Origin of the sequence: Morganella morganii (assembly GCF_019243775.1) — a bacterium.
In the GTDB taxonomy this organism is placed as follows: domain Bacteria; phylum Pseudomonadota; class Gammaproteobacteria; order Enterobacterales; family Enterobacteriaceae; genus Morganella; species Morganella morganii.
In genome coordinates, this window is the sequence record NZ_CP069157.1 from 2,222,379 (window position 1) to 2,236,337 (window position 13,959).

17 protein-coding genes are annotated in these 13,959 nt (G+C 50.0%); 11 read left to right on the top strand and 6 right to left on the bottom strand.

All coding sequences use genetic code 11. The annotated features are described in order from the left end of the window. The first annotated feature begins 209 nt into the window (after positions 1–209). Genes fliD through fliT form a run of 3 tightly spaced genes read left to right on the top strand, consistent with a single transcriptional unit; the run spans position 210 to position 2,438 of the window. A complete protein-coding gene (fliD, locus tag JL661_RS10800; RefSeq protein ID WP_015422629.1) occupies positions 210–1,655 on the top strand; it encodes a flagellar filament capping protein FliD in 1,446 nt (481 codons plus the stop codon). Positions 1,656–1,660: 5 nt separating this feature from the next. Then, positions 1,661–2,059, top strand: coding sequence for a flagellar export chaperone FliS (fliS, locus tag JL661_RS10805; RefSeq protein ID WP_004236802.1), 399 nt, complete (start codon positions 1,661–1,663; stop codon positions 2,057–2,059). After that, positions 2,049–2,438, top strand: a complete 390-nt coding sequence (fliT, locus tag JL661_RS10810) for a flagellar protein FliT (RefSeq protein WP_004240057.1) — start codon at positions 2,049–2,051, stop codon at positions 2,436–2,438. Before fliS ends, fliT begins: the two co-directional genes overlap by 11 nt. A 94-nt stretch (positions 2,439–2,532) precedes the next feature. Here fliT and JL661_RS10815 read toward each other — a convergent pair whose 3' ends face one another. The 3 genes from JL661_RS10815 to JL661_RS10825 form a co-directional block, all read right to left on the bottom strand. Then, positions 2,533–2,931, bottom strand: coding sequence for a CrcB family protein (locus tag JL661_RS10815; protein WP_004236804.1), 399 nt, complete (start codon positions 2,929–2,931; stop codon positions 2,533–2,535). Positions 2,932–2,941: 10 nt separating this feature from the next. Beyond that, positions 2,942–3,322 carry a fluoride efflux transporter CrcB gene (gene crcB / locus JL661_RS10820; protein ID WP_004236805.1) on the bottom strand — a complete coding sequence of 127 codons (381 nt, stop codon included), beginning with the start codon at positions 3,320–3,322 and terminating at the stop codon, positions 2,942–2,944. 177 nt (positions 3,323–3,499) lie between these two features. Then, positions 3,500–3,745 carry a hypothetical protein gene (locus JL661_RS10825; RefSeq protein WP_225875362.1) on the bottom strand — a complete coding sequence of 82 codons (246 nt, stop codon included), beginning with the start codon at positions 3,743–3,745 and terminating at the stop codon, positions 3,500–3,502. Between the two features lie 204 nt (positions 3,746–3,949). On the opposite strand from JL661_RS10825, the gene JL661_RS10830 reads away from it, so the two are divergent. After that, a complete protein-coding gene (locus tag JL661_RS10830) occupies positions 3,950–4,453 on the top strand; it encodes a DUF4377 domain-containing protein (protein ID WP_036418431.1) in 504 nt (167 codons plus the stop codon). Between the two features lie 65 nt (positions 4,454–4,518). Here the strand turns inward: JL661_RS10830 and JL661_RS10835 are convergent, their stop codons facing one another. Continuing rightward, positions 4,519–4,851 carry an MliC family protein gene (locus tag JL661_RS10835; protein WP_049240396.1) on the bottom strand — a complete coding sequence of 111 codons (333 nt, stop codon included), beginning with the start codon at positions 4,849–4,851 and terminating at the stop codon, positions 4,519–4,521. 222 nt (positions 4,852–5,073) lie between these two features. Here JL661_RS10835 and JL661_RS10840 point away from each other — a divergent pair, with 222 nt between their 5' ends. After that, entirely contained in the window at positions 5,074–5,667 is a 594-nt protein-coding gene (locus JL661_RS10840) for a cytochrome b/b6 domain-containing protein (protein ID WP_004236809.1), read from the top strand. A gap of 85 nt (positions 5,668–5,752) precedes the next feature. Here the strand turns inward: JL661_RS10840 and JL661_RS10845 are convergent, their stop codons facing one another. Further along, positions 5,753–6,391 (bottom strand): DUF7424 family protein, encoded by a 639-nt coding sequence (locus JL661_RS10845; protein ID WP_225310099.1) that lies wholly within the window; start codon positions 6,389–6,391, stop codon positions 5,753–5,755. A 260-nt stretch (positions 6,392–6,651) separates the two neighbouring features. Beyond that, positions 6,652–6,963: a flagellar hook-basal body complex protein FliE gene (gene fliE, locus JL661_RS10850; protein ID WP_004236811.1), complete on the bottom strand. Its 312-nt coding sequence runs from the start codon at positions 6,961–6,963 to the stop codon at positions 6,652–6,654. A gap of 274 nt (positions 6,964–7,237) precedes the next feature. Here fliE and fliF point away from each other — a divergent pair, with 274 nt between their 5' ends. From fliF to JL661_RS10880, 6 genes are read left to right on the top strand one after another with little or no spacing between them, the layout of a single operon-like run. Continuing rightward, the gene (fliF, locus tag JL661_RS10855; protein WP_150974909.1) at positions 7,238–8,938 is read left to right on the top strand and encodes a flagellar basal-body MS-ring/collar protein FliF; all 1,701 of its coding nucleotides are present in this window, start codon (positions 7,238–7,240) and stop codon (positions 8,936–8,938) included. Further along, positions 8,935–9,927, top strand: a complete 993-nt coding sequence (fliG, locus tag JL661_RS10860; protein ID WP_004236813.1) for a flagellar motor switch protein FliG — start codon at positions 8,935–8,937, stop codon at positions 9,925–9,927. Before fliF ends, fliG begins: the two co-directional genes overlap by 4 nt. Next, positions 9,920–10,651 (top strand): flagellar assembly protein FliH, encoded by a 732-nt coding sequence (gene fliH, locus JL661_RS10865; RefSeq protein ID WP_036418442.1) that lies wholly within the window; start codon positions 9,920–9,922, stop codon positions 10,649–10,651. Before fliG ends, fliH begins: the two co-directional genes overlap by 8 nt. Continuing rightward, entirely contained in the window at positions 10,648–12,012 is a 1,365-nt protein-coding gene (fliI, locus tag JL661_RS10870; RefSeq protein WP_004236815.1) for a flagellar protein export ATPase FliI, read from the top strand. Before fliH ends, fliI begins: the two co-directional genes overlap by 4 nt. Positions 12,013–12,023: 11 nt before the next feature. Continuing rightward, a complete protein-coding gene (gene fliJ, locus JL661_RS10875) occupies positions 12,024–12,467 on the top strand; it encodes a flagellar export protein FliJ (RefSeq protein ID WP_062772510.1) in 444 nt (147 codons plus the stop codon). Further along, positions 12,452–13,834, top strand: coding sequence for a flagellar hook-length control protein FliK (locus JL661_RS10880; RefSeq protein ID WP_225310100.1), 1,383 nt, complete (start codon positions 12,452–12,454; stop codon positions 13,832–13,834). Before fliJ ends, JL661_RS10880 begins: the two co-directional genes overlap by 16 nt. Positions 13,835–13,959 lie beyond the last annotated feature (125 nt).

Here is a 13,959-nt window from a genome sequence, read left to right on the forward strand (position 1 = left end):
TATCAGGCACATTTATCCGGATAACGCATTTTGTGAGATTTGTAATCAAATTGCTGCCCCCGACGCTCATTTTTGTTTCTTTATCTTAATGGTGACAATAACCCTGCTTTCCCTGCGCAACTCTGCCCATCATTTTTTGCCGTTAACGCTAAAATTCTTCCGCTGCCAACCGATAACTATGTAAAACCAATCAAATTCAGGAGAAGTACATGGCAGGCATAGCATCGTTAGGCGTCGGCGCAAATATGGACCTTAATCAGCAAATGGACATGCTGGAAAAAGCAGAAATGCGCCGTCTGGAGCCGTTAACTGCCCAAAAAACAGCGTGTGAAGCACAGATTAGTGCTTTCGGAAAGTTACAGTCTTCACTGGAAAAATTAAAATCCGCCTCTGAAGCACTGAAAAAATACGGTGATATCAGTACCACCAAAGTCAGTGAAGAAAATAAATACTTTGGTGTGTCCACCACAGGTAAAGCACAGCCGGGTCAGTATGATGTCAGCATCGAGCGACTGGCTAAAAACCAGACCTTATCCGGAAAAGGTGTTGCTGACGGTAAGACATCAATGGGTAACAGCAACGCTGAACGAACTGTTTCCATTAAAATCGGTGACGGCAGTGATGCGAAAAAGAATTTTGATATAAAACTGAGCAGCGATAAAACATCGCCGATTGAAGTCGCTGATGCCATAAATAAAGCGGATAAAGGCGTCTCTGCTAGTGTGGTAAAAGATAAACAGGGTGAATACCACCTGGTGTTAATCAGTAAAACCCAGGGGACCAATTCTGCTATCAGTATTTCTGTTACCGGCGATGATGATCTGGATAAAGCCATCGGCGGAAAATCAGAAAAACAAACCGACGGTACCGTTAAATTTATCAGTAACGGCGGCATGAAGCAGACGACCGCACCGGAAAACGCACTGTTCACTGTAAATGGTATCGAACAGGAATCACAGACTAACGAAGTCAAAGATGCTTTTTTTGGTCTGACACTGACACTGAAAAAAACCACTGAAAAAGACAGTGCCGGAAAACCAATTACTGAACCGCTGGTTGTTTCTTCTGATATTGAACCGGCCAAAAAGAAAATTAAAGAGTGGGTGGATGCTTATAACGAGTATCAGAAACTCTGTAAAGATCTGACCAAATATACCAAGACAGAAAAAGGTGAGGCGGCGGATAAAAGTAATGGTCCGCTGATTGGTGATTCCACGGTACGCGGTATCCAGAATACTATCCGCGGGCAAATCAGAACACCGAATGGTGACGGTACACTCAACACCATGAGCAAACTCGGTATCAAGCAAAAGTTAGACGGTACCCTGGAGATTGATGACAAAGTTCTGGATAAAGCATTAAAAGAAAATGGTTCCAGTGTTAAAGAGTTCTTTGCGGGGGACGGAAAAGAGACCGGTTTTGCCACTGAAAACTTTAATTATCTGAAAAAGACATTAGACAGCCGTGAAGGTACGATTCATAACGCCACCGACGGTCTGGAGAAAAAGAAAAAAGGTATCGATAAACGTATCGAACAAACCAATAAACAGATCGAAAACACCATGGATCTGTATCGCCGTCAGTTCCAGAATCTGGACAAAATGATGAACTCCCTGAGTGGCACCACACAAGCACTCGGCAGAATGTTAGGTTAAAAATAATGTATCAGCGCAAGGCAAATCAGGCTTATCAGCAAGTTAATCTTGAAAGTGAAATTACCAATGCCTCGCCTTATCAGTTGATCCGGATTTTGTTTAACGGGGCGCTCAGCGCCCTTCGCCGCAGCGAAATCTTTATGGAGCAAAATGATATTGCCGCCAAAGGTAAGGAACTGTCGAAAGCGATTAATATTATTGATAATGGCCTGAAACAGGCTCTGGATTATGATGCCGGCGGTGAGTTGGCACATAATCTGGCCTCTCTGTATGACTATATGATTATGCGGTTACTCAACGCAAATATCGAAAATAACGTGACCTACGTAAAAGAGGTCTATCAACTGCTCTCCGATCTCGCGGCAACATGGCAACAAATCGGGGCAAATGTGGATGAAAGATAATCAGGTGAGTATTCAAACGACCATCAATTTACACGATATATATCAACATGTACTGACACTGAGTGAAGAACTCGTTACCCTGGCCAGAAACAGTGAATGGGATGATTTGATTGCCCGTGAAACTGATTATGTTTGTGCAGTTGAACACCTGACACAGTTATCTCATGAACTGGAAAAAGAACAGCCGGTGACCGGCGAACTGGTGGAAATACTGCAGGCTATCATTGAAAATGAACGGGTAACAAAAATTTATTTGCAGGATCACCTCAACTTTCTGAGTAAAGAAATAAAACAGCTTGACCAACAACGGGTGATTAATAAAAGTTACGGGCAATTCACTGACCCGGATTATTCGATTCATGTTAAACCAGTAGAATAAGTTTTTTTGATCAGCGCGGTGTCTTAAAATAATGAAAAAATGGCCTGATCTGTTCCGGCCGGACAGTCGTTCCCTGCCCGGCCGGAACGTTTTGCTATTCAGCGGTATTTTTTACACCGGGTTTCACACAATTTCCCAGATATAACCCCGCCATGACAGCTGCAAATCCGCCGATCACACTGACCAGCAAATAAGTTATTCCGGTACCCAGTAACGCCGGGGATGACATTATTTCAAATGTTCCGTACACAAAGCTGCTGAATGTGGACAATCCGCCCATAATACCGGTTGCCACCAGCGCATTGACATACTGATTAATCCGGTTGCGCTGTAATAATGCCGCCGTTATTCCCAGCAGGAATGAGGCAATAATATTAGCCGCCAGAATATCAAGCGGAAATCCGTCATGCAGAGACGGCACACCAAGCATCAGTAATTCACGGCAGATTGCGCCGAATGCCCCGCCAATAAAAATAAGAATCACCATATTCATATTGTTATCCTCATGCCGCCAGCCAGACACCCAGTGCGGCAGCAGCCAGACCCGCCACAACAGAGATAAGCAAATAACCGAAAGCCAGCATCCGTTGTTTTGAATTCACCAGTTTTGCCGCATCCAGCTGCATACTGCTGAAAGTGGTGTAACCGCCGAGAATACCGGTCAGAACAGCCGCATGCAGGAATGAACCGAAGCGGTCATGCCAGTCAATCACGAATAACGTGCTTAAGAAGCCGATAATAAAAGCACCCGAGATATTAATAATAAAGGTGCCCAGCGGAAAATGGCCGTGATAACGTTCGCCTGTCAGTTTACCGACCCACCAGCGCAGTAATGAACCGCTGCCGCCGCCGATTCCGACCCAGAAAATATCAATTGCTGTCATATAACCTCACCTGTAAATAGCATCGTCAGGAGAAATACGTACCGCGGATAGTGTAGATCCTCTCTCTTTACTTCACAATTACCATGTTGAAACCGGCTGAATTTGTACAAAGATACCGGATCTGAAGTCCGGTTACAGGTTATACCCTGCAATATTCTGTGGCTATACGGAGAACGGCTACCAATAGCTGACGGTCAGCAGGATAATCATTATTCCTCCCGTCAGCGCGGCAGCCGACAGACAAAAACGATGCCCTGGTGCAGTTATTACCGGGTGCCGCCGGATATTACGGTAAACACGGATCAAATCCCCTGACAATATCAGCAGCAGAATGACCACCAGGAATTTACTGACCAGGTATAACGAATCCCAGAATTCAGCAGAAACCGGCGGTTCCCGCAGGTTATTATTTATCCGTTGCACCAGTGCAATTCCGATAACTGTATACAACCATACCCGGAAATAAAAACCGGCCAGTATTATCACGCTTGTCATTACTGTTTTATATCTCTTCATTTGTACTCTTTATACAGATAAAAAAGCGCCGATACGGAACTAATAGTATTTTTGTGCTGTCAAAAACAGAGTAAAAACACACTACTTTAACACACTCATTAAGGACAACTGATGAAATCAGCCTATGTTATTGCTCCGCTCTTCTTATTAATGGCAGGATGCAGTCAGAATGCACGGACAGACCAGGCAGCAGAGAATACCAGGACATTATATATTGACTCTGAACTCGCCGATTGCGTGGGTGTTGCGCCGATGAAATGCATGAAAATAAAAGAATCCCCTGATGCAGAGTGGGAATTTTTCTATCAGAGCATCGACGGGTTTACTTATGAGCCGGGATACCAGTACCGGGTGTCCGTTAAAACAACGAATGTTCCTAATCCGCCTGCGGATGCACCGAATATCCGCTATCAGTTAATCTCTGTACTGAGTAAGGATCCTGTACCGGCGAAAGGTGGAAAAATTAGTATGGCAAACCCGGCATCCGTTTATTGTGAACAATCCGGCGGTAAAACAGAAATCGTTAAAGCGGCATCCGGCTGGACCGGTTACTGTAATTTACCGGGTGGTGAGCGGGTTGAGGAATGGACGTATTACCGCAAAAACCATAAATAAACAGATCAAAAAGAGCGGGAAAACCCGCTCTCTTTATTTATCCGGTACAACAAAAATTATCTTTGTTATTTCACTAATTTACAGGTACGGCCTTTATCTTCGGCAACTTTGCCTTTCACCGCATCATCCTCTGAGATGCTGGCCAGATTCAGTTCATTTTTTCCGTTTGACCAAAGCTGGAAATTTTCGCCGACATAACGGGCACCGCTGGCAGCAACAGCTTCTTTCAGAACAATAATTTCATCGCTGTATACCATCACTGCAGTTTTGGCATCCGGGAAAGCAACTTTAATTTTTTGCCCGTCACAGTTATAGGTATCCGTTTTGGCCGCAAATGCAGGGCTTGCCAGTAATGCAGAAACTAACGCGACAGCAGACACAGACAGAGTTTTACGCATCGAATGCTCCTGAAAACGAGCAATGCAACCGTTAATATTATTGCGCTTTGATTATGCACCTGCCATCAATAACCAATATAGGATATATCTGTAATCCCGTTTCCCGGTTAATTTTTCCGCTGTTGCCCGGTGATATTTAAATCGCTATTCCGCGGAACGGTGCTATTATCAGTATAATTACGCAGACATTATTTAATCTTTATTACAGGCGGAGTTATACCAATGATAATATTCTCATCTCTGCGGCAGTTTATGCGTATTTATCAGTCACCGGCAGTATTGATATTGCATTTCATTATCATTATATCCGTTATTCTTCAGATTTTGATCAGCAACTGGATGTCTGTTTCCGTCACCGGCGTTATTCCCGCAAGCGGCTATCGCTTATTTTTTACCTGGCTGCATATTATTACCGGTCTTTCATTCTGGGTTTCCGGTACCCTGCTTATTGCTCTCTGCTTTCATCAGCGGGGAATAAAGCACTATTATCCGTGGGCTTTCGGCTGTTTTTCGCAGATAGCGGCAGACTGCCGCGCCCTGCTGCACGGGAAATTACCGGAATCCGCTCCCGGAGGTCTGGCAACCAGCGTTCAGGGGCTGGGTCTCGGTGCACTGGTACTGGTCGTACTATCCGGTACAGCCTGGTTTATATTATGGGCGGCGGGGTCAGCTTATGCCGGTGAAATACGTAACCTGCACAAAACGCTGACGGGACTGATTGAAGCGTATATTATTGGTCATGGTGCAATGGGGTTATTGCATTTTATAGTCTGGCTGCGGAAAAAATCAGTTTATGATAATAATCAAACCCGTTGATGTTCTATCCGGAGATAATGTATCCTCGGCACCGCTGTAAAATAATAAGCCCCTCCGGGGCTTATTATTTTTACGACAACAGCAGCTAGTCATTTTTCTTCAGATTCGCCACTAACTTTTCCAGCATCTCTGCTTTGTATAATACCGGTGCAATATTGCCGCTCTCAAGTAACGCATTAGACACGTCAGATAACTTAAAGCGTACTTCTTTCCCGACGATACCCACACGGCTCGCAATCAGCGGTTTATTTTTCGCTTCCGTACCGGTCATGAACACACTCATCGCCGCAATATTCGGGATCGGTAATTTACCTTTTTCCAGCACCAGCGTCATTTGCAGTTTCAGATCACCGGGAGCAGACTTTTTGGCCGACTGCAAACGTTTAATCGTTTCCGGCGTGATCATCACACCGGCATAGAGCTCGTCATTTGAAAAAATATAAATCCCGGCATTTACCGCCTTCATATCATCAGCGATAAACCCGACCCCGACAGGAACGATAAAACTGGCATAGGAATTAAATTTCTCTTTATAACATTCCTTGTATTCCGCACCGGAGAAGACAGCCGGCATCTGCTCTTTAATTCTGATAAGACTTTTTGATTCTTTCCGTGAATCTTCGAAATCATTACAGGCCGGTACTTCCACATTGATATTACCGGCGACCAGTTTGTGTTCATGAAAGACTAGGTCATCTGTATTTACCGTGGTTTCAACATCCACTTTACACCCTGCCAGAAATAAAACAGCGATCAGTACAGGAAGAATTTTTTTTTCATTTTTTCACCAATATGTATTTATGATTCATTTATTTAAACACACATGCAGTGAGATTAAAGCGATTCGGGAAGTTTTTGTGACAATGCAGATAAAAACGGGGTAATTGAAAAGCATATAACCGGAATTTTTTTAATAAATAACCCCGTATTGGCAGAATACTTAAATATGAAAGCCCGCAGCTTCGGGCATTCATATAATAATATTTACACCGGCATTGACATAATTTCCTGATAAGCAGCCACCAGTTTATTACGTACCTGAATACCCATTTGCAGGCTCAGGCTCGCTTTCTGCATGTCCACCATAACATCATTAAGGGAAATATCGGCTTTGCCGAGTGTGAAATCTTCCACCTTTTTTGCTGAATTAACGCGGGTGGTATTGATCTCATTCACTGCTGAGATCAGGTGATCACCAAACCCCGGTGCATCAACGACCGGTTTCGTCTGGCTTGCTGCCTGTGCTGCTGTTACATTCAGCTGGGAGACGACTCCCTCAATTGCCTGAATTGTCATGTTTTTTCTTCCGTTAACAGGGATAAATGTGCACTGCGGAAGCCATTTTCTGCTGAAAAAGACACCGGTCACATCCTATTGCCTGCATACCCTAACACACCCTTTTTAACTTGAAGCCCGTAAATAACACCAAAATCACAGGCTGATTCTGTCATTAGATTTGTTATTTGCAGGGAATAATAGCAGCGTAAAAAAGTGACGTTACAAAGAGGGAAATTACGTTGTTTCGCCAAAACTATTTTCACCCGTCAAATCTGCAAGGCAGGGAATGTTTATGAGTGCCGCACCACAAGACACCGGAGATACCAAAAAGGGATTCGCCCTGATTATTGACCGTATTAAGGCTGATCCGAAGGTTCCGCTGATGGTCGCCGGCGCGGCTGCAATTGCCGTTATTGTTGCGCTGTTCCTCTGGATGCGCAGCCCGGATTACCGCGTTCTGCTCAGTAACCTGAGTGCCAAAGACGGCGGCGATATTGTCAGCCAGCTGACACAGATGAATATGCCTTACCAGCTTGCGGATAACGGCAGTGCCATTCTGGTACCTGCTGATAAAGTGCATGAGCTGCGTCTGAAACTGGCTCAGGCCGGTCTGCCGAAAGGCGGTAATACCGGTTTTGAACTGCTGGATAAAGAGCAGTTCGGTATCAGTCAGTTCAGTGAGCAGGTGAACTATCAGCGCGCCCTCGAAGGGGAACTGTCACGCACTATCGAATCACTCAGCCCGGTACAGACCGCGCGGGTGCATCTGGCGATCCCGAAACCGACCCTGTTTGTCCGCGAGCAGAAATCACCGACAGCCTCCGTCACCGTCGGATTGCTGCCGGGCCGCGCACTGGATGAAGGTCAGATCAGTGCGATTGTGCATATGGTCTCCGGCAGTGTGTCAGGATTAACCTCCTCCAACGTTATTATTGTTGACCAGACCGGACGTCTGCTGACAAACAATGATAACAGCCAGCAGTCTGTCAGCACGTCGCAGATGCGTCTGACCCAGGAAACTGAAGCACGTCTCAAACAACGTATTGAAGACCTGCTTGCCCCGCTGGTCGGCCGTGCCAACGTACAGGCGCAGGTAACCGCTCAGGTGGATTATTCCAAAGTCGAACAGACCGCCGAAGAATACAAACCAAACCAGCAGCCGGATTCCGCCGCTGTCCGCTCGCGTCAGAGCAGCCAGAGTCAGCAGAACAGCAACGGCGGCCCGGGCGGCGTGCCGGGGGCATTATCCAATCAGCCGGTCAGTGCCCCTTCCGCCCCTGTTGAAACAGCAAAAGCGGATACAAAAGATAACAAAAATGCATCTCCTGCCGATAATAAAAGTAACAGCAACATTAATTCGCAGAGTGATAAGACCACAAACTACGAAGTGGATCGCAAAATCAGTCATACCCAGCGCCAGATTGGCGTGGTTGACCGTCTCTCTGTCGCGGTAATTATTAACTGGCTGCCGCAGAAGAAAGAAGACGGCACCGAAGAAATGCAGCCGCTGCCGCCGGAAATGATTAAAGAGATTGAATCGCTGACCCGCGAAGCGATGGGGTATTCCGTCAGCCGCGGTGACAGCCTGAGCATAACCAACTCCCGCTTTACCGATGAAGGTCAGCTAACTGAAGAGCCGTCGCTCTTCACAAGCCCGGTCATCATTGCGCAGGCACTGGAGTACGGCAAGATCCTGCTGCTGTTACTGGTGGGCTGGCTGCTGTGGCGCAAAGGTATCAGACCGCAGTGGCAGCGTTACCGCAAAGCACAGCAGGCGGAAGCAGAAGCCCGTATGTTTAAGGCGACTCAGATGAAGACCCCGCTCGTGGCTGATGATGTTATCAGTGACGATATGGACGAGAAAACCCGCCGCCGCCTGACCCGTCAGCGTGTCAGCGCCGAAATTCAGAGTCAGCGTATCCGTGAGATGGCGGATAAAGATCCTCAGGTTGTGGCAATGGTTATCAGTCAGTGGTTAGGAAAAGCACAATGAATTTAAGCGGAACAGAAAAGAGCGCCGTCATGCTGATGACGCTCGGTGAGGACCAGGCCGCCGAGGTCTTTAAACACCTGAACAATAAAGAAGTCCAGCAGCTGAGTATGGCGGTCTCCAACATGCGTCAGGTCTCCAATGCCGAGCTGGCGGAAGTCCTGACTGAGTTTGAGGAAGCGGCGATTCAGTATGCGGCGCTGAACATCAATACCAATGATTATCTGCGTTCCGTGCTGGTTAAGGCGCTGGGTGAAGACCGCGCCGCCAGCCTGCTGGAAGATATCCTCGAGAAGCACGAAAGTGCGTCCGGGATCGAAAGCCTCAACTATATGGAGCCGCAGACTGTGGCCGATATTATCCGCGACGAACATCCGCAGATTATCGCCACCATCCTGGTGCATTTAAAACGCAACCTGGCCGCCGATGTGCTCGAACTGTTCGACGAACGCCAGCGCAACGACATCATGCTGCGTATCGCCACCTTTGGTGGTGTGCAGCCGGCGGCACTGGCGGAACTGACCGAAGTCCTCAACAATCTGCTGGACGGCCAGAACCTCAAGCGCAGCAAAATGGGTGGCGTGAGAACCGCAGCCGAGATCATCAACCTGATGAAAAGTCAGCAGGAAGAAGGTGTTATCGGGGCAATGCGCGATTACGACGGCGAACTGGCACAGCGGATTATCGACGAAATGTTCCTGTTCGAGAACCTTATCGAAGTGGACAACCGCAGTATCCAGCGCATCCTTCAGGATGTCTCCAACGACTCGCTGGTTATTGCACTGAAAGGCTGCAACGAAGAGCTGCGCGAACACTTCCTGCGCAATATGTCCACCCGTGCGGCTGAGATTGTCCGTGATGATCTGGAGTCCCGTTCACCGGTGCGTATGTCGCAGGTTGAGAATGAACAGAAATCTATTCTGCTGATTGTCCGCCGTCTGATGGAAACCGGCGAAATTGTGATTGGTGGTGGTGACGATGTCTATGTCTGATAAGGAAAACACCGGCCTGCCGTGGAAGCGCTGGCAGCCGCGGGAGCTGAATCAGTGGGATCTGAATTCCTCTGTGCTCCCTGCCCTGTCCGATGAGCCGGAACCGGAAAAACCCAAAGTACCCTGCCTGGAGCCGAAAGAGGTGCTCGAGCAGATCAATCTGCTGGATAATCTGAAAGAAGAAGCGCAGCGCAGCGGTTTTCAGTCCGGCCATGAGCAGGGACAGAAAGCCGGTTATGATGCCGGATTTACTCAGGGTCTGCAGGACGGCGCTGAACAGGGTCGTCAGCAGGTACTGGCAGAACAGCAACCGGTCACGGAAGCGTGGCAGAAACTGTTATCCGAGTTCAGTTATTCTCTCGACAGTTTTGACAGCGTGGTAACCACCAAACTGCTGCAGATTGCCCTGACCGCCGCCCGCCAGGTGCTCGGTCAGCCTGCCGTCTGTGACGGTACCGCACTGCTCGAAGAGATCAGCCGTCTGCTTCAGCAGAAACCGCTGTTTGCCGGTCAGCCGGAGCTGCGGGTCAACCCGGCACATGTTGAGATGATCGAGCAGCATATCGGTACCCAGCTCAGTCTGAACGGCTGGCGTCTGGTACCGGATCCGCAGCTGCATGCGGGCGGATGCCGTGTGGTGGCGGATGACGGCGAAATCGATATGAGTGTCGCCACCCGCTGGCAGGAGCTGTGCCGGTTATACGCGCCGGAGACCTTGTTATGACCGCGCGGATTGGCCGCTGGATAGGCGCACTGGAAGGTTTTGAATCCCGGATGTCCGGCGTGGCGATGACCCGCCATTACGGACGTCTGACCAAAATTACCGGGCTGGTGATGGAAGCCGAGGGTATCAAAATGCCGCTCGGCGCCACCTGTTTTATCGAGCGCGTGATCAACGGGAACACCGAAGAAGTTATCTGTGAAGTGGTCGGTTTTAACGGGCCGCGTATGCTGCTGATGCCGCTGGCAGAGCTGGAAGGTATCGCGCCGGGTGCCCGTGTCTATGCACAATCCACCGGAAGCGGCGGGCAGACCAGCCGCCAGCTGCCGCTGGGTGATGAACTGCTCGGCCGTATCCTTGATGCCTCCGGTAACCCGCTGGACGGCAAAGGGCCGCTGGAAGCCAAAATCCGCGCCCCGCTGATTACGCCGCCAATCAACCCGCTGGAACGGTCGCCGATTAACAGTGTGCTGGATGTCGGTGTCCGCGCTATCAACGCCCTTCTGACCGTCGGACGTGGTCAGCGTATGGGGCTGTTTGCCGGTTCCGGTGTCGGGAAAAGTGTGCTGCTCGGCATGATGGCGCGTTTCACACAGGCGGACATTATTGTGGTCGGGCTGATTGGTGAGCGCGGCCGCGAAGTAAAAGATTTTATCGAGAACATCCTCGGCGCGGAAGGACTTCAGCGTGCGGTGGTTGTCGCGGCACCGGCGGACGTTTCCCCGCTGCTGCGGATGCAGGGTGCCTCCTATGCCACGCGGATCGCGGAATATTACCGTGATCTGGGTCGCAATGTGCTGTTAATTATGGATTCACTGACCCGTTACAGTATGGCACAGCGTGAAATTGCGCTCGCCATCGGAGAACCGCCGGCGACAAAAGGCTATCCTCCGTCGGTGTTCGCAAAATTACCGGCACTGGTCGAACGGGCAGGCAACGGTAAAAACGGCGGTTCTGTCACCGCGTTTTACACTGTACTGACCGAAGGGGATGACCAGCAGGATCCGATCGCTGACTCCGCACGGGCCATTCTTGACGGCCATATCGTGCTTTCGCGTTCCCTGGCGGAATCCGGACACTACCCTGCTATCGATATCGAAGCCTCCATCAGCCGTGCCATGACCGAGCTGATTGAGAAAAGCCATTACCGGAAAATTCAGCGTTTCAAACAGCTGACCTCCGCTTACCAGCGCAACCGCGATCTGATTAATGTCGGTGCCTACGCGGCAGGCAGTGACCCGATGCTGGATGAGGCCATTCAGCTGTTCCCGTATATGGCGAAGTTTCTGCAGCAGGATATCGATGAGCGCTGTGACTACCCGGCCGCCTGTGAGCAGCTCAGTCAGGTGATACCGGACGCATAACGAGGTCGTCAATGTCAAACACGCATGCACTCACCACGTTGTTAAATTTAGCTGAAGAGGCCGCCGAAGAGGCGGCTAAAGTACTGGCGCAGGTTCGTCAGACCCACACACAGATGAGTCAGCAACTGACCATGCTGGAGAATTATCAGGCTGATTACCGGCAGAAGCTGAATCAGACACTGCATACCGGGATGGCTGCCGATAAATGGCAGAACTATCAGCAGTTTCTGGTCACTCTCGAACTGACCATTGAACAGCAGCAGAGTCAGTTGAACCTGTGGGAGCAGCGCGTCAGTGATGCCAACCGCCACTGGCAGGAAAAACAACAGCGCGTCAATGCCTTCGATACTCTGATCCGCCGTGCGGATCATGCAAAAAATCAACGACAAAACCGGCTGGAGCAAAAGCAGATGGATGAATTTGCCCAGCGTGCGACTTTATGGAGAACCCGTTAATGGATGTCAATGCCGGTACCAAAGTGGTCAGTTCTGCTGACAACGCATTGAATAAACAGGAATCACCGCGTGCGGAAGATGCACAGGCAACCGCCCTGCCGTTTCAGGCCGTAATGGATGCACAGCAGCCGCGCCCGGAAAAACCGGCACAGGCTGTACATGCGGTAAAACAGACCCGTAATGACACTGCCGCGCATAAACAGGCCGCAGAGGGTAAAGCGGTCTCCGCACAGGAAAAACAGACCGGTGCCGACACCATGGCACAACTGAATTTCTCCCGCCGCCTTGCCGGGGATGCTGCCGCACCTGAGCTGGATGCAAAATTGCTGACCAGCGGGGATGATGCACCTGCATTACCGCAAACAGAAGGTGAAACGGACAATGCCCTGCTAGCGGCACTGAAAGAGCGCCTGAGCGGACGGGACAGCCGCGCGGCGGAGAAACCGGCCGCGGACACAAAGCTGCAGATTGATGACAGCGGAAAAAACGTCACCAAAACCACAGAGCTGCCGGAAGATTTACTGGCTGAAACCGGCGATAAGCCGCTGATCACGGATGAAAATAACGACGCACGCACCCTGTTTACGGATGACAAATCAAAGCAGCGGGTGGATCAGCCGCGTTTTTCACTGACCGATGCACAGAAACCGGACCCGAAAGCACTGCCGGAGGATTTTTTACCGCTGAATAAGAAATCCGCTGACACTTCCGTGCCGTTATCGCTGGCGTCCGCCACTGATACCACCGGTGCGGATAACAGCAAAAGCGCATTCAGTATCAAAACAGAAAGCAGTGCCTTTCAGACTGTCACCGCACCGGGCAGCCATACTGCCGTCCAGAGCCCGGTACTGATGCCGGCGGCGGCTCAGAGTACCGCTGCGCAGACCAATGCCCCGGTGGCTCAGCCGTCCATGCAGCTGACCGCGCAGCTCGGCAGTGAACTGTGGCAGCAGCAGGTCAGCCAGAATATGATCTATTTCTCCCGTCAGGGATTACAGCAGGCACAGTTGCGTCTGCATCCGGAAGAGCTGGGCTCCCTGAATATCCATCTTAAAATTGAGGATAATCAGGCGGTGATGCACTTTGTCTCCCCGCACAGCCACGTCCGCGCCGCGATGGAATCCATGATGCCGGTGCTGCGCAACGCCCTTCAGGAGAGCGGGATCCACCTGGCGCAAAGCTCCGTCGGTCAGGAGTATCACGGTAATCAGCAGGGTTCCGGTGATGATCGTCACAGCGGCGGCAGTGCTGATGGTATTACGTCTGCCGGAAGCATCAGCGGCGTGAATGTCAGCACAGATACCCCTGTCCGCCCGTCAGCACTTCATGACGCCCGCGCCCGCGGCGGAATCGATACCTTCGCCTGATTCCTGTACATAACGGCGGTACCGGGGACTAAAGCCCCGAGTTACCGCCTTTTTGTTTCGTTTTTCCCCCCCTTTAGTCCTTCAGAAGCACGCCATAATGGGTGGGCTTACAGAGTATGAAACCC